This is a genomic window from Bordetella flabilis (assembly GCF_001676725.1).
Lineage (GTDB): Bacteria > Pseudomonadota > Gammaproteobacteria > Burkholderiales > Burkholderiaceae_B > Bordetella_C > Bordetella_C flabilis.
The window spans coordinates 3354163-3375511 of record NZ_CP016172.1 but is presented as its reverse complement, the minus strand read 5'-3'; the positions used below and the strand labels follow the sequence as shown (position 1 = coordinate 3375511).

General features: G+C 67.4%; 16 protein-coding genes and 1 pseudogene. 5 read left to right on the top strand and 12 right to left on the bottom strand.

The annotated features are described in order from the left end of the window. Window positions 1–39: 39 nt before the first annotated feature. Window positions 40–1776 carry an ABC transporter ATP-binding protein/permease gene (locus BAU07_RS14790; RefSeq protein WP_066665464.1) on the top strand — a complete coding sequence of 579 codons (1737 nt, stop codon included), beginning with the start codon at window positions 40–42 and terminating at the stop codon, window positions 1774–1776. A gap of 129 nt (window positions 1777–1905) precedes the next feature. Then, complete coding sequence (locus BAU07_RS14785) at window positions 1906–3981, top strand: ATP-binding protein (RefSeq protein ID WP_066659075.1); 2076 nt, start codon at window positions 1906–1908, stop codon at window positions 3979–3981. On the opposite strand, the gene BAU07_RS14780 is transcribed toward BAU07_RS14785, so the two are convergent. Further along, the gene (locus BAU07_RS14780) at window positions 3978–5258 is read right to left on the bottom strand and encodes an MASE1 domain-containing protein (protein WP_066659074.1); all 1281 of its coding nucleotides are present in this window, start codon (window positions 5256–5258) and stop codon (window positions 3978–3980) included. The genes BAU07_RS14785 and BAU07_RS14780 overlap by 4 nt on opposite strands. Window positions 5259–5580: 322 nt before the next feature. On the opposite strand from BAU07_RS14780, the gene ggt reads away from it, so the two are divergent. The 3 genes from ggt (at window position 5581) to BAU07_RS14765 (ending at window position 9319) form a co-directional block, all read left to right on the top strand. Next, complete coding sequence (ggt, locus tag BAU07_RS14775; protein ID WP_232338349.1) at window positions 5581–7245, top strand: gamma-glutamyltransferase; 1665 nt, start codon at window positions 5581–5583, stop codon at window positions 7243–7245. Between the two features lie 22 nt (window positions 7246–7267). Beyond that, complete coding sequence (locus BAU07_RS14770; protein WP_157122520.1) at window positions 7268–7501, top strand: SlyX family protein; 234 nt, start codon at window positions 7268–7270, stop codon at window positions 7499–7501. Between the two features lie 246 nt (window positions 7502–7747). Next, window positions 7748–9319: a glycosyltransferase family 39 protein gene (locus BAU07_RS14765; protein WP_198168805.1), complete on the top strand. Its 1572-nt coding sequence runs from the start codon at window positions 7748–7750 to the stop codon at window positions 9317–9319. A 126-nt stretch (window positions 9320–9445) separates the two neighbouring features. On the opposite strand, the gene BAU07_RS14760 is transcribed toward BAU07_RS14765, so the two are convergent. The 11 genes and pseudogenes from BAU07_RS14760 to BAU07_RS14715 form a co-directional block, all read right to left on the bottom strand. Continuing rightward, window positions 9446–9907 carry an SRPBCC family protein gene (locus BAU07_RS14760; protein WP_066659068.1) on the bottom strand — a complete coding sequence of 154 codons (462 nt, stop codon included), beginning with the start codon at window positions 9905–9907 and terminating at the stop codon, window positions 9446–9448. 13 nt (window positions 9908–9920) lie between these two features. Beyond that, window positions 9921–11606, bottom strand: a complete 1686-nt coding sequence (locus tag BAU07_RS14755) for a flotillin family protein (RefSeq protein WP_066659066.1) — start codon at window positions 11604–11606, stop codon at window positions 9921–9923. A gap of 12 nt (window positions 11607–11618) precedes the next feature. After that, window positions 11619–12449 carry a phosphoenolpyruvate hydrolase family protein gene (locus BAU07_RS14750; RefSeq protein WP_066659064.1) on the bottom strand — a complete coding sequence of 277 codons (831 nt, stop codon included), beginning with the start codon at window positions 12447–12449 and terminating at the stop codon, window positions 11619–11621. Beyond that, window positions 12430–13722, bottom strand: coding sequence for a Tm-1-like ATP-binding domain-containing protein (locus tag BAU07_RS27730; protein WP_415830307.1), 1293 nt, complete (start codon window positions 13720–13722; stop codon window positions 12430–12432). The genes BAU07_RS14750 and BAU07_RS27730 overlap by 20 nt, the downstream gene beginning before the upstream one ends. A gap of 573 nt (window positions 13723–14295) precedes the next feature. Further along, window positions 14296–14598: pseudogene (locus tag BAU07_RS27725) on the bottom strand (ATP-binding cassette domain-containing protein); the annotation flags it as partial. Window positions 14599–14749: 151 nt separating this feature from the next. Then, window positions 14750–15526: an ABC transporter ATP-binding protein gene (locus BAU07_RS14740; protein ID WP_066665461.1), complete on the bottom strand. Its 777-nt coding sequence runs from the start codon at window positions 15524–15526 to the stop codon at window positions 14750–14752. Window positions 15527–15531: 5 nt separating this feature from the next. Beyond that, entirely contained in the window at window positions 15532–16812 is a 1281-nt protein-coding gene (locus BAU07_RS14735) for an ABC transporter substrate-binding protein (RefSeq protein ID WP_198168803.1), read from the bottom strand. Continuing rightward, window positions 16809–17990, bottom strand: coding sequence for a branched-chain amino acid ABC transporter permease (locus BAU07_RS14730; RefSeq protein ID WP_066659062.1), 1182 nt, complete (start codon window positions 17988–17990; stop codon window positions 16809–16811). Before BAU07_RS14730 ends, BAU07_RS14735 begins: the two co-directional genes overlap by 4 nt. A 48-nt stretch (window positions 17991–18038) precedes the next feature. Beyond that, window positions 18039–18983: a branched-chain amino acid ABC transporter permease gene (locus tag BAU07_RS14725; protein ID WP_198168802.1), complete on the bottom strand. Its 945-nt coding sequence runs from the start codon at window positions 18981–18983 to the stop codon at window positions 18039–18041. 11 nt (window positions 18984–18994) lie between these two features. Further along, the gene (locus tag BAU07_RS14720; protein WP_066659060.1) at window positions 18995–20275 is read right to left on the bottom strand and encodes a metal-dependent hydrolase family protein; all 1281 of its coding nucleotides are present in this window, start codon (window positions 20273–20275) and stop codon (window positions 18995–18997) included. A gap of 36 nt (window positions 20276–20311) precedes the next feature. After that, window positions 20312–21100 (bottom strand): alpha/beta fold hydrolase, encoded by a 789-nt coding sequence (locus BAU07_RS14715; RefSeq protein ID WP_066665458.1) that lies wholly within the window; start codon window positions 21098–21100, stop codon window positions 20312–20314. Window positions 21101–21349 lie beyond the last annotated feature (249 nt).

Genomic DNA, 21349 nt, shown 5'->3' with positions numbered 1-21349 from the left:
TCAGACGACGAAAAGCAGGGCAGCGCCACTCCGCCGGAGATGACCGGCTTGTTTCCCGCTACCGGCAGGCGTCTGTCCGCCTGGCAATTGATCCGCCCTTACTGGTTCTCCGTGGATCGCCACAAGGCGCGTGGACTGCTGGCGCTGGTGCTGGCCCTGAACCTGGCCATCGTGTACCTGAACGTCCGGATCAACGTCTGGTACGCCACTTTCTATGACGCCCTGGAGAAGCACAACCTGCCGGCGTTCACGCATCTGATTTTGGTTTTTACCCTGCTGGCGTTCATTCTGATCGCGTTGAGTACCGCGCGTACCTATTTTCGCCAGATGCTGGAATTCCGCTGGCGGCAATGGCTGACCGACGTCTACCTGGAGCAGTGGCTGCGCAGCCGGTCGTATTACCGCATGGAGCGCGACCATGTGGTCGACAACCCGGACCAGCGTATCGCCGAGGACCTGGGCGGCATGGCGACCAACACGCTCGCCCTGTCGATCGACCTGATCTCCACCATCGTGACGCTGTTCTCGTTCGTGACGATATTGTGGACACTGTCGGGCGCCATCAGCTTTGCCGTGTTCGGCCATTCCGTCACCATACCCGGGTATATGGTCTGGGCCGCCTTGCTGTACGCCCTGCTGGGCTCCTGGGTCATACACAAGGTCAGCAAGGGCTTGGTGAGCGTGGGATATCGGCAGCAGAAGGTGGAAGCCGATTTCCGCGTGCTGCTGGTGCGGTTGCGCGAGAACGCCGAGCAGATCGCCTTCTATGATGGAGGGGCGGCCGAAGGGCGGCGCGCCCGCGCGGCCTTCGGCGCGGTGCGCCAGAACTGGCGCGAAGTCATGCGCTATACCAAGCGGCTGGTATTCGCGAGCTCCATCTATGGGCAGGCCGCGCTTATTTTCCCCCTGGTCGCGGCCGCTCCGCGCTATTTCGCCAGCGCCTTCACGATCGGCGTGCTGATGCAACTGGTCAATGCCTTCGGCCAGGTCAGCGACGCCTGTTCCTGGTTCATCAACAGCTATGCCACGCTGGCGAACTGGCGCGCCACCATCAACCGCCTGCGCGAATTCAGCATGCGCATGGCGCAGGGCGAACCGGACCGCCTGACGCGTGTGCAGGGCCCCGAAGTCGCCGCCGACAATCTGCGGGTGTTCCGGCCCGACGGGGCGGCACTGCCTGTGCCGGCGGCGTTTCGCATTCTCCCCGGGGAGCGCTGGCTGATACGCGGCCCTTCCGGCGCGGGCAAGAGCACGCTATTGCGCACGCTGGCGGGACTGTGGCCGCACGCCTCGGGTGACTTGACCATGCCGCAGGCGCTATCCGCGCCATCCCGCTGCGCCTTGTTCCTGCCGCAATCCAATTACGTTCCTGACGGTACGCTGAAGGATGCCCTGTGCTATCCGGATGGGGCGCAGGACCACAGCGACGCCGACTGCCTCCAGGCCCTGCGCGATTGCCGCCTGGGCGCGTATGTCGAGCAGCTGCATGTGCGCGATGCCTGGTCCCATCGCCTTTCGCCCGGCGAGAAGCAGCGTCTTGCCTTTGCGCGGGCCTTGCTGCTGAAGCCGGACTTCCTGTTCATGGACGAGTCGACCTCCTCGCTGGACGTGGACACGGAACGGCATCTGTATGAAACGCTGTTGGCGCGGCTGCCGCGCGCCGCGGTGGTCAGCATCGCGCATCGCGATACGCTGGCCCGATTCCACACCCATGAAATGCGCGTGGGGGCGCAGCCGGACGTACGGCCGCTGGCGCTCGCCCCCGTAGGAACATAAGTTTTGCCCACGATAGGAATACAGGGTGGCCACGCGCCGGAGCGGGCAAACCGGGGCCGCCGACCGGCGGCTTTCACGCGGTGCTCGCCGGCGGGTTTTCCGTTTTCATTTGCCGCAGGGCTTGCCCAGGTGGTGCGCAGCCTGCCCGGCAAGGCCGGCATCGCGGTCCTGCTGTTGGCGGCGGCGCTCGCGATACCGGCAGGCCACGTGCACGCGCGCGCCGGAACGGCCGAAGCACCGCACGCGCCGTCCGCCGTCATCGGCAGCGAAGGCATAGGGCAGACCGACTCGGACCTGGAACACGCCCTGGCTCGCACCGGCCCGGCGGGTGAAGCGAAAACCTGCGGCCCCGTGCCGGCGGACAATGCGCGCGACCTGGGCTGGGCGGGCGGATACCAGTCGTCGACCATACCGCCGGACGTTTTCTGGCTGCAGATTTTTCCCGGCATGCTGCTGCTGCTGGCGACGGCCGTGGGCGTGTCCTTCGGCTATGTGCAGTTGCGCCGCGAGGTGATGCGCCGGCGCGCCGCCGAGGTGCGGCTGGAAACGGCTCGCGACCTGGCCGACAGCGCCATGCTGTCGAAGTCGACGTTCTTCGCGACGATGAGCCACGAGATCCGGACTCCGCTCAGCGGGATCATCGGTATGCTGGAATTGCTCAAGCGCGGCGCCATGGTGGCCGAGCAGCGGCAGATGCTGCTGGCCGTCGATACGGCGGCCAATTCCATGCTGCAGATACTGGACCAGGTCATGGACTTCACGAAAGTCGAAGCGAACCGCATGAGCCTGGAGTGCATCCCGGTGGACTTGCGCCCGATGGCGCAGAGCGTCGTCATGGTCATGGGCGAGCCCGCACGCCGACGCGGCGTGAAGACGACATGCCAGGTGGACGACGCGGTGTGTGGCGAGATCCTCGGCGACCCGCTGCGCATCCGGCAGATCCTGACGAACCTGGTGAGCAACGCGGCCAAGTTCACCGCGCAGGGCGAGGTGAGGCTGACCCTCCACGCCGAAGAAACGACCGCGGACCATCAGCTTCTGCGTTTCGTCGTGACCGATACCGGCATCGGCATCCCCGACGACAAGGTCGCGCAGGTCATGATGCCTTTTCGCCAGGCCGATACGTCCACCACACGGCAGTATGGCGGGACTGGGTTGGGGCTGCCGGTGTCCAGCCGGCTGGCCGCGCTGATGGGTGGGCGCCTTACGCTGAGCAGCGTGCCGGGACAAGGCACCCGGGCGGAGTTCATCTGCCGTTTCGCGGTGCATCGCGCGGATCCCGCGGGCACGCCGGTTCCGGTGTCGGCGCCGGCATCCGCCAGTCCCGCCGCCGCGGCGGTCCTGCGAAGTGGCGACACGCAGGCGCCCGACTCGCCTGGTCCAAATGCCGCCAGGACCGCGGGTACGCGTCCGGCGCGCGTACTGGTGGTGGACGACCACGAAATCAACCGCGACCTCATGCGCCGGCAGCTCACCAGCCTGGGGTATGCCTGCGATGTGCGGGCGGACGGCCCCGGCGCCATGGCCGCACTGCAGACCGGCGACTACGCCTTGCTGCTGACCGATTGCCAGATGCCGGCCATGAGCGGCGAGCAACTGGCGTCCGCATGGCGGGAACGGGAACGGCAGGGCGGTGTGCCGGTCGATGCGCGGCTGCCCATCGTCATCGTCACGGCCAAGGCCTTCGCCGACAAGCCGCTGAGCCCCGACGTCGACGCCCGGCTGCGCAAGCCCGTGCAGCTCGAGATCCTGCGCAAGGTACTACACGACGCGCTGGGGCGGTCCGGCGCGGCGCCGGCGGGTGCGGGGCCCGACCCGGACCGTACTCGATCCGCCCGGGACGGCGGCCTGGCCCTGTCCACCCTGCGCGAACAGTTTGCCGGCAACGATGACGGCCTGCGGCAATTCCTGCGGGCCTCCGTGGAAGCGCTGCGCGCGGACCTGGCGCAGGCGCACCGCATGTCGACGCCTACGGATGCCGCGGCGGATGCCCTGCTTGCGGAGCGCATGGCGGCCTGGCTGCACCGCGCCGTCGGCGCGCTCGGCATGCTGGGCCATTGGCCCGTGGTGGACGAGGGCGCCGTGCTGGAGGACACCCTGCAGCGGCCGGGCGGGGCGCAGGCGCTGGCGCGCATGCAGGCCTTCCTGCGGCGTTTCGAGGATGCGATCGACGACATCGACCGGCATATCGACGGCGTGCGCTAGAAAGGCATGTCGCTGCGCGCCGCGCCCAGCAGTCCCATCATCCTGTCCGGTGCGCCGGACTCCGTGCTCGCGCGCGAGCCGGTCATTTCAACCGCATGGTAGCGGTCGTCCGCCCCGCGCAGCCGGAACTGCAGCGGGCGCGCATACGGGGCGTCCATGCCGTGCAGCCATGCGCGCACCTTGTCCCGGTCTTGGGGATGCGTGCGCTCCAGCCATTCGTCCAGGGTCATTTCATCACGCTCGCCGGCGAGCCCCAGCGGCCATTGGCCCAGCCATTGCAGCCGGCCCGCGGCTGGCCAGAACTCCCAGGCGACCTGCCCGCTGACGCGCAATGCCGCCTGCAATTGGGCCTTTAGCGTGCCGTTCCGGTGCAGGGCCCGCTCGCGGTCGGCCGACAGGGCATTGATGATGAGGTTCAACACCGCCGCGCAGCCCACGTAGCCTTGGACTGCCAGCAGCGGTTCGCCCGCGAAGTGCAGGATGTTGGCGTAGGGACCCATGCCGCTCATGGTGTAGGACCCGGCAACGATGGCCAGCCCCGCGACTGTCAGCGAGCCGCCCGGGGCGCCCCAGCACAGGGCCACCACGGCAAGGAAAAGCAGCGGTCCGTAGCTCATGCCGAAGCCATCATGCCAGACCAGGGCGGTGGCGCGCGGCGGATCGTCGAAGACGATGGTGGTCCCGATGAGCAGCGCGAACGCCGCGATCAGGCCGACCCATAGATGGAGCAGGTTCTGGTCGGCCAGGCGACGAAAACGGAAGTTCGCCCAGGCCACGACCAGCGGTGTAATGATCATGCAGCTGACAAAGCCGGCCATGCTCCATACGTACCAATGGTCCACCGATGTGGCGGGTTGGACGAGGCGCAGGACCTGGGCGACCAGCGCGCCCGCCAGCGCCGCGCAGGTGGAGAGCACCCCGATGAACCACAAGGCGCCGGGCAGGGTGGCCAGGTTGGCCGGGTCGCGCTGCCGCAGCCGCAGCAAGGCCGCGACCGTGGCGCAAAATACCAGGTCCGCCGTCGCGAAGACCAGGGCGATGCCGGGCGTGCGATGCGCGACCAACATGCCGATCGCGGTATGGGGCACAGCGGCCAGCGCCATCCAGACGGGCCAGCGTCGCGGCGGGTTCAGCAGCAGGGCGGCCATCAGCAGCCCGACCGGAGGCCAGAACAGCGTGGATAGCGTCGTCGCGTCAAGGTGGCGCATGCTGACCAGGGCCAGGCCCGAGTAGGCGACGACGTATGCAAGGTGGCTCAGGACGCGATGACGGATCATGGAGTGGTGACGGCTGCCGTTCCGGTCATGAGGGTTCGGGAGGCGAAGATACCGTGTCGCCCACGGGTACGCAAGGCAGTTTCCCGTCATCTTTCATGCAGGTTACGCATGCAGTTTTGCGTTTAACGCTTGCGTGGGGGCCGTGCGCTCGCCGACAGTCCTACAATGCCCAGTCGTCGGCAAGGACCGCTACAACTGCCAAAAAGGGGCGAGCATGCGCATCGGAAAATGCATCAAATCATGGACAGCCGCCGTGCTGTGCGCGGGATTCTGGCTCAGCGCGGGGGCCGCGTCGCCGCCGGCGGTCGAAGCGCGCAACGGCATGGTCGTCACTTCGCAGCACCTGGCATCGCAGGTCGGCGTCGATATCCTGAAAATGGGCGGCAACGCCATCGACGCGGCGGTGGCCGTGGGCTATGCGCAGGCCGTGGTCAACCCATGCTGCGGCAATATCGGCGGCGGCGGCTTCATGACGATACACCTTGCCGACGGGCGCGACACCTTCATCAATTTCCGGGAGACCGCGCCCGCCGGCGCGTCGCCCGATATGTACCTGGACGCGAATGGCCAGTTGATCAAGGGCGCCAGTCTCTATGGTTACCGCGCCGTCGCCGTGCCCGGCACGGTACTGGGCATGGACACCGCGCTGCGCAAGTACGGCCGGCTGACGCGCGAGGCCGTCATGGCGCCGGCCATCGCGCTGGCGCGCGACGGTTTTGTCCTGACCCGCGCCGACACGGACATTCTCGATACCAGCACCGCCATGTTCCGTCGTGACCGGGATGCCGCCCGCATCTTCCTGCGGCCGGACGGCACGCCCCTGCAGCCCGGCGACAGGCTGGTGCAGCCGGACCTGGCCCGCACCTTGCAAGCGATCGCGCGCCAGGGGCCGGATGCCTTTTACAAAGGGCACATCCCCGCGGCCGTGGAGCGTGCGTCCACGCAGGGCGGGGGTGTCATCAAGGCGGCCGACTTCGCCTCGTACAAGATCACGGAAAGCGCCCCCATCACTTGCAACTACCGGGGCTACGTCTTCGTGTCCGCGCCACCGCCGAGTTCCGGCGGGACAACGCTGTGCCAGATCCTGAATATCCTTTCCGGCTACGATCTGCGCGCCATGGGTTTCGGTTCGGCGGCTTCCGTCCATGTGATGGCCGAGGCGATGCGGCACGCGTATATGGACCGCAATACCTACCTAGGCGATCCGGCCTTCGTCGACAACCCCATAGGCCGGCTGCTGAGCAAATCCTATGCGGCGTCCATCCGCGAGCAGATCGCCGCCGACCGCGCGACGCCTTCGGCGCAGGTCCAGCCCGGCATGGGTCCCCACGAGAAAACCGAGACGACGCATTACTCCATCGTGGACAAGGACGGCAATGCCGTGTCCACGACGTACACGGTGAACGGCCGTTTCGGTGCCGGTGTGATCGCGCCGGGGACCGGTTTTTTCCTGAACGACGAGATGGACGACTTCACCACCAAGATCGGCGAACAGAATCTCTTTGGCCTGGTGCAGGGCGCTACCAACGCGATCGCGCCGGGCAAGCGCCCGTTGTCGTCCATGGCGCCGACGCTGGTCACCCGCGATGGCAAGACCTACATGGTCCTGGGATCGCCGGGCGGTTCGCGCATCATCACCATTACGCTGGAGACGGCGATCAACGTCATCGACCACGGCATGGCGCCGCAGGAGGCGGTCGACGCGCCGCGCGTACATCATCAATGGCTGCCGGACGAGGTCTACTACGAAAGGTTCGGGCTATCCCCCGATACGCTGCGCATCCTGCAGGGAATGGGCTACAAGATGGTCGAGCAGACGCCCTGGGGCGCGGCCGAATTGGTACTGGTGGGCCTGCCGGACAACGCGTCCAGCGGCGGCACGGCCAGTTCCGGCAATGACGCGTCGGTGTCCGGGGCGGTGCGTCCGGGATATCTGTATGGCGCGAACGACGTGCGCCGGCCGGCCGGCGCGGCACTGGGGTATTGAGGACATACAAGACATGCAAGACATGCAAGACATGCCGGACATCGACCAACTGGCCCGGCGCGTGAAGGAACTGGAAATAAAGACGGGCTTCGCGGAAGATCTGCTGGAACGCCTGGACGAGGTGGTGCACAGGCAGCAATCGCAGATCGAAAGGCTGGCGCAGCAACTTGGCCGGTTGCGCCAGCAGGCGGCCGAGGCGGATGCCGACAAGGGAGAATTCCGCAGCTTGCGGGACGAACTGCCGCCGCATTACTAGGCCATGGAACCGGCGGTGACGGCAGGCTCCGAGCCGGTGGCCCGCTCGCCGCACGGCCGCGATGCGCCGTTTTTTCACGGCGTTTATACGGTCTCTGCCCCGGCTTGGCGGACATTGCATGCATCGTGCGGTAGCGGCGGCGCGGCGCGGCCTTTCCGAGGGTGGCGCCCGGGGGAACCGGAACGGCGGGTGAAGCACTCAACGCACCCGGAATGGATAGCGCCATTCCCGCTTGCATTGATCTCCATGGCCGATACCCACGCTTCACTCAGTCCTCCTTCCCGCAGCCCCCTCGCCGTATTCCCGGCACAATCTCCGGCGCTTCGTTTTCCTTCCGATCTGGGAGCGGAGCAGGCAGGCCTGTATGTATTGCTGGCGCTTCACGCCCTTGTATGGACGCTGGCGTCGGGGCTTTATCGCAGCAACCTCGACTGGGCGGGGGACATGCTCGAAAACTACGTATGGGGGATCGAGTGGCAGGCCGGGTACCATAAGCACCCACCGCTGTTCGCCTGGATCACGGCCGCGTGGTTCAGCGTCTTTCCCCGTACGGACCTGGCGTATTTCGCCTTGTCCAACGTCAATGCCCTGGTCGGCCTGTGCGGCATCGCCGCGCTGGCCCGGCGTTTCATTCCGCCGGGGCAAGCCGCGGTCGCGGCCTTGGCCATGGCGGTCTCGCCCATCTATACCACCCTGGCCATCAAATTCAACGCCAACACCGTCCTGCTGTCGGTATGGCCGTGGGTTGCGTACTGCTTCGTACGCTATGTGCAGGAGGGCACCAGGAAACTGGCCCTGGCGCTGGGGGCGGTCGCGGCACTGGCCATGCTGGGCAAGTACTTTTCGGTCGTCGTGCTTGCCGGCCTCGCCGCGGCGGCGATGGCGCGGCCGGCGTGGCGCGCGCGGGTGCTGCGCCCGGAATCGCTGCTCGTCATCATGGCGGGGACGATCGTACTCTTGCCGCATGTGCGCTGGCTGTTGCAGTCGGGCATGCCGACATTCACCTACGCGCGCGAACGCATGGCGGAAATCGAACATCCGCTGGCCGTCGTAGCCGCCGACATGCTCGCCTACGCCTTGACGCAATGGGCATATCTGCTCCCCTGCATGGCATTCGTATTGCTCATGGCGCGCCAGAAACGTGGCCATGCCGCCCGGCTGATGCTGCTGGGCTTCCTGCGTCGGTCGACGGACCGGGACTTGTGGTGGTTGTCCATGGGGACGCTGCTGGCCATCGGCGTGCTTGCCCTGGCCACGCGTACACGGGTTTCCGTCCTGTGGGGCAATGCGCAGTGGTTCGCGATCGTGCCGCTGTGGCTGGTCATCCTGCGCAACGGGGGCGTCGCACTGGACACGCGCCGCATTCCCCGGCTGATGGCCGCCTACTGGGTCGTGGTGCTGGGTGTGTCCGCACTTGCCGGTTACATGCGGGTCGCCAGCCATGAGCGCCTGGCCGTCGAGCCCCGTGCCGAACTGGCGCAGGCGGCGCGCGCGGCCTGGAGTCGGCACATGGGTACGCCGCTGGCGATCGTCGCCGGCAACGACAAGGAAGCGCGTTCGATCGCCTTCTATGGCGCAGGCTTGACGCGCTACTGGGAGCTCTTCGATCCAGCCACGACGCCGTGGCTGTCCGCCGCGGATGTCCGGCGCCAGGGCGCGCTGTTCGTCTGTCGCGCCGCCGACGAGAGCTGCCGGGACGCCGCCACCTCCTTCAGCGGAGTTGGGCCGGTGGCCGTGGACGTCGCCAAGCGGCGCTGGGGCGTGCCCCTTCCGGCACGGCGCTATCTCTTGTACATGATGCCGGGGCAGTCCTCGTAGCAGGCGGGCATCGCGGTTCGCCGACGCCGCCGGCCGCCGAGGCGACGCGGCGCACCTCTTGGCCGCGGGCGACAGGCCAGGCTCATTCCACCGGGCCCGCCTGGCCAGCGTTCGGCGCGATCCGGGTCAGGCCCGGCGGACCGTCCCGGCCGTCCTGGCCGTCCGGGCCTTGAGCGCATCAAAACCGGCCTGGAAGACGTCCTGCCCGATCAGCCGGCGCAGTTCCGCTTCTCTCTCCGCGGGACAGCCGAATTCGGCCGTCCATTCCGCGAAGCAGCGATCGCCGTCGGTGACCGGCGTCAGCTTCAGGGTGGCAACGTAGTCGGACACCCCCATGGGGCTTTCCAGGATGACGTAGGTGAAGGTGTAGTCGTAGTCCGACAGCGCCAGCAACTGCTCGCGTATCAGTCCGCCATCGCGGGTATGAAAGTAGCGCACGCAGCCGATGCGGTCCGGCGTCAGGCCGTTCTCTATCATGGAATCGGCGATCAGCGGATGCCACTGCGGCATGGCGTTGAAATCGCGCACGATGCTCCAGACGTCGGCAGCAGGGGCGTCGATGACACTCGATACGAAGACGGTGGTCACGGCGGGTCTCCTGTCAGCGCGCCGTGTCCGACGGCTTCTTGTCCGCGGTGGGCGCAGCCAGGCTGCCGGCGGCGCCCAGGCGGTTGATATCCGCGCTGTCCAGCCCGATCTCCTTGAGCAACTGGTCCACGATGGGAGCCTGGGCACGGAAGCGCAGCGCCGAATTCACCACCGAATCGGAAATATTGCCCCCATGGTCGTGGCCGCCGACGCCGCCGGCCAACCCGTCCACATGCATGATGCGGATGCTGTCGATCTTCTCCATGGGTTTGACCGATTCGCGGATAATGCCTTCGACCTTGTCCAGCAGCTTCAGGCGCATGGCGGAGGCGCGCGCATCCGGCGTCAGGATATTCGAGGACTCGTTCATCATGCGCAGGCCTTCGGCTTCGACCTCATGGCGGATCCGGGCCGCGGCCAGCCGGATGCGTTCGGCATCGGCCTGCGCCTCGGCCTCTGCGCGCAGCGCATAGCCGCGGTCCTCGCTGGCGGCACGTTCCGCCTCGGCGGCCACCCGGATGGCCAGCGCCTCGCGCTCCGCGGCCTGCGACGCCGCGACCAGTTCGATGCGCTTGCGGCGTTCGGCCATTTCCAGCTCGCGCGCGGTGAAGATCTTCTCTTCGGCGGCCACGGCGAGGGCACGCGCTGCATCGGCGGCGGCCTGGGCCTCCGACTGCGATTTCGACTGCATGGCGACGGCGATGGAGCGTTGCTGTTCCGCCAGCTCGATGGCCTTGCGGCGCTCGATCTCGGCGGCCTGCAGCTCGCGGTCCTTGCCGATGCGGCCGGACTCGATGATCTGCTCGGCGCGCAGGCGCGCTTCCTCCACCGCCTGGTGTGCGCTGATCTGTGCGCGCTGGCCTTCCTGGTCGCGTTCCGCGCGTTCGCGGGCGAGGGTGGCGCGTTGCTCGGCGCGGGCGATCTCCAGTTCGCGCTCCTGCGTCAACCGGGCGCTTTCCGATTCACGGTCGATGTCCAGCGACAGCTTTTCCGCTTCCAGGTTCTTATTGCGAATCGCGATCAGCGTGTCCTGTTCGATGTCGTTGCGCTGCTTCTTGCGGCGCTCGATTTGCTCCGTCAGCCGCGTCAGGCCTTCCGCGTCGAAGGCATTGCTGGGATTGAAGAATTCCATGGACGTCTGGTCGAGCTGGGTCAGCGAAGCGGCTTCCAGTTCCAGGCCGTTCTTGGTCAGGTTGTCCGCGACGGCCTCGCGCACGCGCCGCACGTAATCCCCGCGGCGCTCGTGCAGTTCTTCCATGGTCATCTCCGCCGCGACCGTGCGCAGCGCGTCGACGAACTTGCCTTCCAGCAGCTCTTTGAGCTGTTCCGGCGCCATGGTGCGCTGGCCCAGGGTCTGCGCCGCGTCGGAGACCGCTTGCGCGCCGGCCTGTACCCGTACATAGAACTCGGCGATCACGTCCACCCGCATGCGATCCTTGGTAATCAGCGCCTTGTCCCGCCCGCGCGAGACCTCCAGGCGCAAGGTGTTCATGTTGACGGGAATCACATCGTGGACGATGGGCAGCACCAGGGCGCCGCCGTCCAGGACGACGCGTTGGCCGCCCAGCCCGGTCCGCACGAAGGCACGCTCCTTCGACGCGCGCAGATACAGCCAGTGCAGCAGTCCCACCACGATGGCCGCGACGATCGCGATCGCGACGACGACCAGGAGGAAAGTGCCGAATTGTGAGCCTGTCATGATGAGCCTCTTCTATCGTGTAATGTTCTTGAACTGCCGCGTGGTCTCGGTGAGCGCAATTTCCGTGGGCAGGCGCTCCATGCTCGATGCACCGAAAAAACCATGGCATGGCGGGCAGCGCGACAGGATGTAGGCGGCATCCTCCGGCGTGGCGATGGGCCCGCCGTGGCACAGCACGATGACGTCTTCCCGAACCGCCAGGGCGGCCTCGGCCCAGGCCTGGATGCGCGGCACGCAATCGTCCAGGGTCAGCGCGGTCTCGGCGCCGATGTTGCCTCCCGTGGTCAATCCCAGATGGCAGACGACCACGTCGGCGCCGGCGCGCGTCATGTCGGCGGCGTTCTCCGCGCTGAACACATAGGGCGTGGTCAGCATATCCATGGCGTGCGCCTGGGCGATCATGTCGACCTCCAGGCCGTAGCTCATCCCGGTTTCCTCCAGATTGGCCCGGAACGTGCCGTCGATCAGGCCGACGGTCGGGAAGTTCTGCACGCCGGAGAACCCCAGCGCCTGCAGCCGGCGCAGGAAGGCATCCGGGATCATGAACGGGTCGGTCCCATTGACCCCGGCCAGCACGGGCGTGTGCCGCACCACGGGCAGCACTTCGTGCGCCATTTCCAGCACGACCTCGTTGGCGTTGCCATAGGCCAGCAAGCCGGCCAGCGAACCGCGGCCGGCCATGCGGTAGCGGCCCGAGTTGTAGATGACGATCAGGTCGATGCCGCCGGCCTCTTCGCAGCGCGCGGACAACCCCGTGCCGGCGCCGCCGCCGATGATCGGTTCGCCGCGGGCGATCATGCCGCGCAGGCGGTCGAGTATCGTTTCACGCGCGATGCGCGGCATGGCGGGTCTCCTGGGGTGGGACGGGCGCGCGGGTCTGCCCGCCCGGTTCGATTTCATGGAAGGCCTGCACCAGCGCGTCGGCGAAGCGCGGGTCGTTGATGTGATACGGCAGCTTGCGCAACTGCCGGTGGACGGAGGCGCGAAACCCCTGCTCGATGGTGTCGAACAGGGCGCGATCGGCCGCCGCGTCCCAGAACGGTTTGCCCGGCATGTCGACGGCCGACACGCCGCCCTCGGGCAGCAGGAAGCGCACCGGGCCCGGCATGCGATTCAGCTTGTCGACCAGGAAGGCGCCGATGCGGCGGTTTTCCTCCACCGTGGTGCGCATCAGCGTGATGTTGTCGTTGTGCTTGTAGAGCCGGCGGTTGCGGAATCGCTCCGGCACCGTGTCCATCGCCATGAAGTTCACCATGTCCAGCGCGCCGCATGAGCCCACGTAGGGGATGCCGGTGTCGATGATCGCGTCCAGGCGCGCCGGGCCCGCGGAGAACACGCCTCCGACGATATGGTCGGCGATCTCGGTGGTCGAGACATCGATCACCGCGTGCATCAGGCCCGACTCGACCAGCTTCTCCATGGAGTTTCCGCCGATGCCGGTGGCGTGGAACACCATGCAGTCGTAGTCCGCGTCCAGCGTCCGCGTGACCGCCTGCACGCAGGGCGTCGTAACGCCGAACATGGTCAGCCCGAGCGCGGGCCGCTCGGCCGCGACGGGCGCCTGGCGATACAGGATCATGCCAGCCATCGCGTGCGCGGCGTTGCCCAACACCTGCATGCTGATGCGGTTGATACCCGACACGTCCGTGACGGAATACATCATGCAGATATCGTTGGGGCCGACGTAGGGCCGTACGTCGCCCGAGGCGACCGTGGAGACCAGCACCTTGGGCACGCCGATCGGCAGCGCCCGCATGCCGGCACTGGCCAGCGCGGTGCCGCCGGAGCCCCCGGCGCTGATGACGCCGCCCAGGTCGCGCCTGGCGGGCAGGTAGCGGGCGAGCGCCTCGGCCATGGCGGACACCGCCGAGCCGCGGTCTCCGGTGAAGACCGCCCGTTCCCCGCCGGGGTGGTGGCGCGCGACTTCCCGTGGATGGACATTGGCGGGCGACAGGCGCTCGGACGTGGACACGTCCACGGTCACGGTGCGCACGCCCAGCCGCTCCAGGCAGTCACGCAGCAACAGCAGTTCACGGGCCTTGGTGTCGAAGGTCCCGACGACATAAGCGGCCCGATCCACTGAACGGGACCCCGGTTGGGGGGTCGCGCGGGGCATGCGCGGTGCGGTATCCGCCGGCTCCATCCATGCGCCGTCCGCGTGGGCATTGCCGGCCGCCGCGCCGCCATGGGCGTGCGCGGCATTCCCGCCCGCTGCCCTGGCCGTGCCGTCGCCTGCGCCGGCCGGCCCCGGGAGGCCTTGCCATCGGTTCAGTCCCTCCGCCATGCGGGGCAGCGGCACCGCGATATCCTCGGTATGCGAACGCCGTACCGTAAGGACTTCCACCACGCCGGATCGGGCAGGGGGCGGCGCGGCGTCGGCGGCGCCGGTCGCGGCGCTGGCGCCGGACTTCACGCCCAGCAGCCGCTGTTGCAGCTCGCGGTCAGCAGCCAGTTCGGGCGCGGGCATGACGCGCGCGACCTGGCCATTGACCAGCACGGCCACCGTATCGGCGACGTCGATGGCCACGCCCAGGTTCTGTTCGATCAGCAGCACGGCAATTTCGCCGCCGCTGGCCAGGGACTTGAGCATCGTCGCCACCTGGTCGACGATGACGGGCGCCAGGCCCTCGGTCGGCTCGTCCATGACGAGCAGCTTGGGGTTGAAGAGCAGGGCGCGCCCGATGGCCAGCATCTGCTGCTCGCCGCCGGACAACTGCGCCCCGCCGTTGTGGCGGCGTTCCGCCAGGCGCGGGAAGGTGGCGTACACGCGGTCCACCGTCCAGTCGCCGCGCCGGGCGCTGCGGGCGGCGAGGCGGAAGTGTTCGTCCACGGTCAGGGACGGCCAGACGTGGCGTCCCTGCGGCACGTAGCCGATGCCCAGGTCGGTAATGGCGTGCGCCGGCTTGCCCAGGATCTCCTGGCCGTGCAGCCGGATGCTGCCGCGCGCCGGCACCAGGCCCGCCACCGCATTGCACAGCGTGGTCTTGCCCATGCCATTGCGGCCCACCACCGCCAGCACGCCGCCGGGCAGCGCCAGCGAGACATCGTGCAGCGCGTGCGCGCTGCCGTAGAAGACGTTCAGGTCCGTGATCTGCAGGACCGGCGGTGTCGCGCCCGGGCCTGCCGGAGGCGCGCGGCGCGCATCAATGGCCATGCTGGCGTTCCCCCATGTAGATGGACTGCACCTCGGCGTCGGCCTCGATCTCCTGCGGCGTGCCGTGCTTGAGCACGCGGCCGTTGTGCATCACGGTGACATGGGTGGCCACGGACAATGCGATCTCCAGGTCGTGCTCGATAATGACGTAGCCGATATGGCGCGGCAGCCCTTCAAGCAGGATGACCAATTCCCGCCGCTCGGCCGGGGACAGGCCTGCGGCCGGCTCGTCGAACAGGATCAGGCGCGGCGCGCCGGCCAGGGCCATGCCGATTTCCAGCTGGCGCTGCTGCCCATGCGACAGCGAGGCCACCAGGGTATCCGCGAGGTGGGCCAGCCGCGCGTGCTCCAGCAGTTCGGCGGCCGCGACGTCGGAAGCGGAAGACGGGCCCGTGCGCAAGAGGCTGAAGCGTCCGCGCGACACGCCCCGCACGGCGAGGTACAGGTTGTCGCGTACGCTCAGGTCGCGAAACAGCAGCGAAGACTGATACGTGCGGCGCAGGCCGCGGCGTATCCGTTCCCAGGGCGCCAGCTCGGTCACATCCTCGCCGAACAGGCGCACGCGGCCGCTCGTCACCGGAAAATCGCCGGTGATCATATTGAACAGGGTGGTCTTGCCCGCGCCGTTCGAACCGAGCACGGCGTAGCGCTGCCCGGCTTCCACATTGAAGGAGACATTGTCGATCGCCTTCAGCGCGCCGAACGCACGGGATATCCCATGCAGTTCGAGCGCATTGCCGGACGAAAAACCCGTGGCCGCGCGCATGCCGTTCACTTGCATTCCGGATTGGTGCGCGAGCCCAGGCCCATCTTGTCGAACTCGGCCTTGCTCAATCCCAGGCGTTGATTGACATTGGGAATGACCTTGACGAACTTGTTGTAGAGGCTGCCGTCGCTATTCTTGGCCACTTCGGTCAGGAAGATATTGGCAATGGCGTTGCGGTTCTCATCCAGCTTGACGTCGCCCGTCGGGGTCGACACCGTCATCGTCGACAGCGTCTGCCGCAGCTTGGCCTGGTTGTTCGACAGATCCGCTTTCTCCTGCTCCAGCGCGTCCAGGACGGCCTTGGTGTTGACGTAGTAGGCGTGGGCGAACAGGCTGGGGCTGGGCAGTCCATCCTTGAACGCGGCGCGGTAGTCCGCGACGAACTTCTTCCAGGCGGGATCATCGTAGTTGTCCGCGATGGGTCCGGCGGACGGCGTGCCGATCAGCGCATCGCGGCGCTTGCCCTTGTAGCCCAGCACGGACTGGTCGATGGTGATGGAGCCGGCGATCAGCGGCTTGTCGCCGCCGGCCTGCTCGTATTGCGAAAAGAAGTTCACCGCGTCGGATCCGCCCAGCGCCACGTAAATGGCGTCGATGTTCTCGGGCAGGCGGGCGATCACGGACGAATAATCCTTGGTGCCCAGCGGAACCCAATGCTTGTCGATCACCTTGCCGCCGGCCTTGCAGAACTCGATCATGAAGCCCTGCAGCAGCGAGTACGGAAAGGAGTAGTCCTCCGCCACGGATACGATGCGCTTGTAGCCCTTGTCCTGGTAGGCATAGGTGCCCAGTCCGGCCTGCCACTGGGCGCCGTCGGTGGAGAAGCGGAAGAAGTTGGGCGCCGGTTCGTTCAGCGTGGTGCCCTGGGCGGCGGAGGAACCATTCACGAAAGTCACTTCGGGATGGGTCTTGGCGTAGTTCTTGACCGCGATGCCTTCCGAACCGGACAGCGGCCCGATCAGGATTTGCACGCCATCCTGCTCGACCAGCTTGCGTGCCGCGTTGACGGCGGTATCCGGGTTGCCGTTCGACGATGCCTTGATGATCTCGATCTTCTTGCCGGCCACCATGCCCTTGTGTTGCGCCACCGCCAGGTCCACCCCGCGCATGCCGTCCTGGCCAGGCACGGCGAAGGGGCCTTCCAGCGTGGCCAGCGCGCCGATCTTGATGACTTCCTGCGCCTGCGCGCGGCCGCCGATCGCGGCGGCCAGGGCCAGGGCGCCTATGCCCAGCATGATGCGCAGCGGACGCTGTCCGAGGCGGGGGATGTGTATCGCGTGTGTCATGGATGTCTCCTGGTTTTCGTCGTTATGTCGGTGGATAGCGCGTGACGCATGGAAGCATGCACGGCGGGGCGAGCCGGCCCGCGCAAGCGACGCCAGACGCCCAGCAGGCCATCCGGCGAAACCATCAAAACCAGGAGGAACACGCCGCCGATCACCAGGTTGAACCGCTCGCGGTCCACCAGATCGATGGCGAAGTTCTGCAGCAGTACGAACAGCAGCGCGCCGACGAAGGCGCCCGCGGGATGCCGCATGCCGCCCAGCACGGCCACGATCAGGATGTTGATCATCGCCGTCGTATTGACCGAACCGGGGGATATCTGCGAGTTGTACCAGACCAGCAGCACGCCGCCGACACTGGCGATCAGGCCGGCCAGCGCGTGCGCGGCCACGCGATGCCAGGTCACATGAAAGCCCAGCGCGCGCATGCGGCGGGGGTTGTCGCGTATGCCCTGCAAGGCGATGCCGAAGGGCGAGCGTGCGATATACGCGACGCCCGCGTAGCCCAGCACGGCGCAGGCCAGGCTCAAGTAGTAGAACGGCATCGGGCTGCGCATATCGATGCCGAACAGCGACGGCGGAAGTATCCGCGCCAAGCCCTGGAAGCCGTTGAACACCGTGTAGTTCTGCTGGACCAGGTAGAAGAACGCGACCCCGATGGCCAGCGTGATCATGATGGTGTAGATGCCTTCCGTGCGTACCGCCAGCATGCCGATCAGGGTGGCCGCCAGCGTGCCGAGCAGCAGCGCGGCCAGCACGGCCAGCCACCACGGCCATCCCAGGCTGTGCGCGGCGTCGGCATTCACCCCCAGCAGCGCCACCGCGTAGCCGGCCAGGCCGGCCACCGTCATCTGCGACAGCGTGACCATGCCGCCGTAGCCGGCCAGCAGCGCCAGCGAGAGCGCGATCAGGCCCAGCACGAGCGATTGCGCGCCCACCTGGAAGGTGAAGAAAGGCGAGGCGACGGCGGGGTAAAGCAGCAGCGCCGCGGCCACGCATGCGTGTACCGCCCACAGCGGGCGGGATGCCGCGCGCGCGGCGGCGCCGCTGCGCGCGCCGGCAGGCGCGCCATCGCCCGCGCGCGCCACGCCGGCGAGCGGCGCTCCCGCCGATACCGTGCCGTCCGCACCCGGGCGCGTCGGCATGCCGGGCACGGGATAGGCCACGGTGGCCTGGGACATGACACGCCGCCATTTCGCCGCACTCATACTGTGCCCTTGTCCGTATCGTTATGCGCGCTTGCCCATCAGCCCTTGCGGACGGAAGGCCAGCACGGCGACCATGATGAGAAAGGTGAACACCACCCCATACGTAGGCGCGTAGGCCAGTCCGAAGGTTTCGGCCAGGCCGATCAGCAGCGCGCCCACCGCGGCTCCGGTGATGCTGCCCATGCCGCCGACGATCACCACGATGAGCGAGGCCAGCAGATAGCGCACATCCTCGCCCGGCGCGATCGACAAGGCCGTTCCGCCCATCACGCCGGCGAAGCCGGCCAGGCCCGCGCCCACGGCGAACGTAATGGCGAACACCTTCTGCACGTTGACGCCGCTGGCCGACAGCATGCGCTTGTTGTCCACGCCGGCGCGTATCATCATGCCCACGCGGGTGCGGTTCAGGAACAGCCACAGCGTCAGGCCGATGACGATCGCCGACAACAGCACGACCAGCCGGAAGCCCGAGTACTTGCCGACCCCTGGCACGCTGACGACGCCCAGCAGCCAGCGTGGAGGGTCGAACTGGTACGCTTCTCCGCCCCATATCCACAGGAAGATGTCCGCCAGCACGATGGACAGGCCCAGGGTCACCAGGGTCTGCCGCAGGTCCTGCCCCTCCATGTGCTGGAACACCAGTACCTGCAGCAGCAGGCCGGCCAGCGCGGTCGCCAGGAAGCCGGCCAGCAAGGCCAGGAACCATGAACCCGTCGCGTCGCCCACCGTGTAGCCGATGTAGCCGCCCAGCAGGAATAGCGAGCCGTGCGCCAGGTTGACATTGCGCATCAGTCCGAACACCAGCGTGAAGCCGCTGGCCACCAGGAAATACAAGGCGGCCAGCGTCAGCCCGTTCAGCAGCGACAGGCCGAACAGCCGCGCGTTATCCCGGACGGCGGCCCCGGCCAGCGCCAGCAATACCGCCAGCACCGCGACGACCAGTATGGCTTGCGCGTAGCGCTTCACGCGGCGCCCCTTCAGGCTGCCCAGCGGGTATTGCGGGCGCTGGCGATCTGCGGCGCGCGATGGAATTCGCCGTCCTTCATGACCGCCAGGATCCGGTTCTTGTCCTGCAGGATACGGATGTCGGCCAGGGGGTCGCCGTCGACCAGAAGCAGGTCGGCCAGATAGCCATCCCGGATCTGGCCAAGTTCGTCGCCCTGCATCATGATCTGGCCACCCAGGGTGGTTGCCGACAGCAGGGCTTCCTGGGTGGTCATGCCGAGGTACTTGACGAAGTACTCCAGGTCGGTGGCGTTGGTGCCGTGGGGCGTCCAGGCGAAGCCGTAATCGCCGCCGGGCAGGATGCGGATGCCGCGCCGATGCATCTTCTTGAGCGACTCGATGGCCACTTCCAGCTCGCGGTGGTAGCCCATCTTGGCGGTGATCTCCGGTGTCAGGCCCCATTCGCTGGCGTGGTACGAGGTATTTACCAGCCAGGCCAGGCCGGGCGCCACGAAGATGCGGTCCTTCTTGGCTTCCATCATGTCCAGCGCTTCCTCGTCGGTGAAGCTGGCGTGGTAGATGATGTCGATGCCATGGCGGATGCATTGCTTGATCGATTCGCACGAACGCGCGTGCGCCGCGACCCGCTTGCCGAAGCGCTTGGCTTCGGTGACGCACATCGCCACTTCCTCTTCGGAGAACTGCGTCATCTCGGCCGGCAGCCCGGCGATGTATTCGCCCGAAAGGTTGATCTTCAACTGGTCCACGCCGTACTTCACGAACTGCCGCACCATCTTGCGCATTTCCTCCGGCCCGCTGACCAGGGCGCCGAAGCTCAGTTCGGGATAGGGCAGGTGCGGAGGCGTCGAATCGCCGAGCCCGCCGGTGGTGGTGATTTCCTGGCTCGCCGCCAGGTAGCGCGGTCCGGGAATATGGCCTTCGCGGATGGCGTTGCGCGTCACCACGTCCAGGCGCGGCTTGGCGGTGGCTGCGCCCACACAGGACGTCCATCCCATGTCGAGGTAACGGCGCGCGACGTTGACGCACCAGACCACATGCTCTTCCACCGGCATGCGCTGGATGGCGTCCAGCGACGGCTGGTCATTCCAGGAGAAATGCGTGTGGGCTTCGGTCATGCCGGGCATGAGGAAGGCGCCCGCGCCGTCGACCACGGTGACGCCGCCCACGGGCAGCGACCGCGTGGAGCGCGATACCCGCGCGATGCGGTTGCCCTGCACCAGCACTTCGCCTGTATAAGGCAGCGCGCCCGTTCCGTCGAACACGCGCACATTCGTGAACAGCACCTGGGCCATGGCGGTCTCCTGGCGTTTGGGTGTGAGGAAAAGCCTTCAGCGCGCGTGCGCCGAGTAGAAGTCCTTCAGCTCGCGCAGGCATTCGTCCGGGCGTTCGAAGGTGGTCCAGTGCCCGCAGCGCGAATACACCACGACGCGGCTGCCCGGAATCCGATCGCCGATGGCGCGCACCGATTGGGGCGGCGCCACGCCGTCCTCGTCGCCGGTCACCAGCAGGGTGGGGCAGGTGATGGACTCCACGGCGGCGGGCTGGGCATCCGCCAGCGCGTCGCAACTGCGCGCGTAGCCGTCGGGGTCCTGGCGCATAACGCTTTCGCGTACCAGGGCCACGGCGATGGGACGGTGCTGGCGGGTGTCGGCCGAGGTAGCGCCCGCGACGATGGCGTCGGCGATGGCCTGCATGCCCGCCACGCCTTCGTCGCGGGCGCGCTGGCCGCGAGCGCGGATATTGGCGCGCGCGCCGTCGGGCGGGCAGAGCAGGGGGCCGAACAACGCCAGGCTGCGCACCAGCTCCGGCGATTCGGCGGCCAACTTGAAGCAGACGATGGTGCCCAGGGAATGTCCCAGCAGATGGGCGCGCTCCACGCCGAGCCGCGCGCACACATCGCGCACGGCCTGCGCCAGGCCGTCGATGGACAGCGGGCCGCTGACGGAAGCGGAGCGGGCGCTGCCGGGCATGTCGATGCGCAGCGTCCTGAAGCGCGACAGCGCGCTCATCACGGTAGTCCAGTTATTGGACGAGCCGCCCAGGCCATGGATGCAGACGGCGGCTTCGCCTTCGCCGTCGACCTCGACGGCAATGCGGCTGACGAATTGAGTGCTCATGCCGGCACGCCCCCGGGCCAGCGGCCACCAGGACAACAAGGCGGCGCGAGCGCGGGCATCGCGCCGGCCGGGCATGGCCCCGCCGATCGCAGGACAGCAATCGTCATGGATGTCTCCTCACCGAGGATTTTTTTATCGGGTTCCGGATCAGGAACCCAGGTGAGACACGCGATCCGATTTAAGATACGTGTCTCGTTTTGTCGAATCATGCTAGAAGACGGTTTTTGCACTGTCAATAAAAATCTGGAC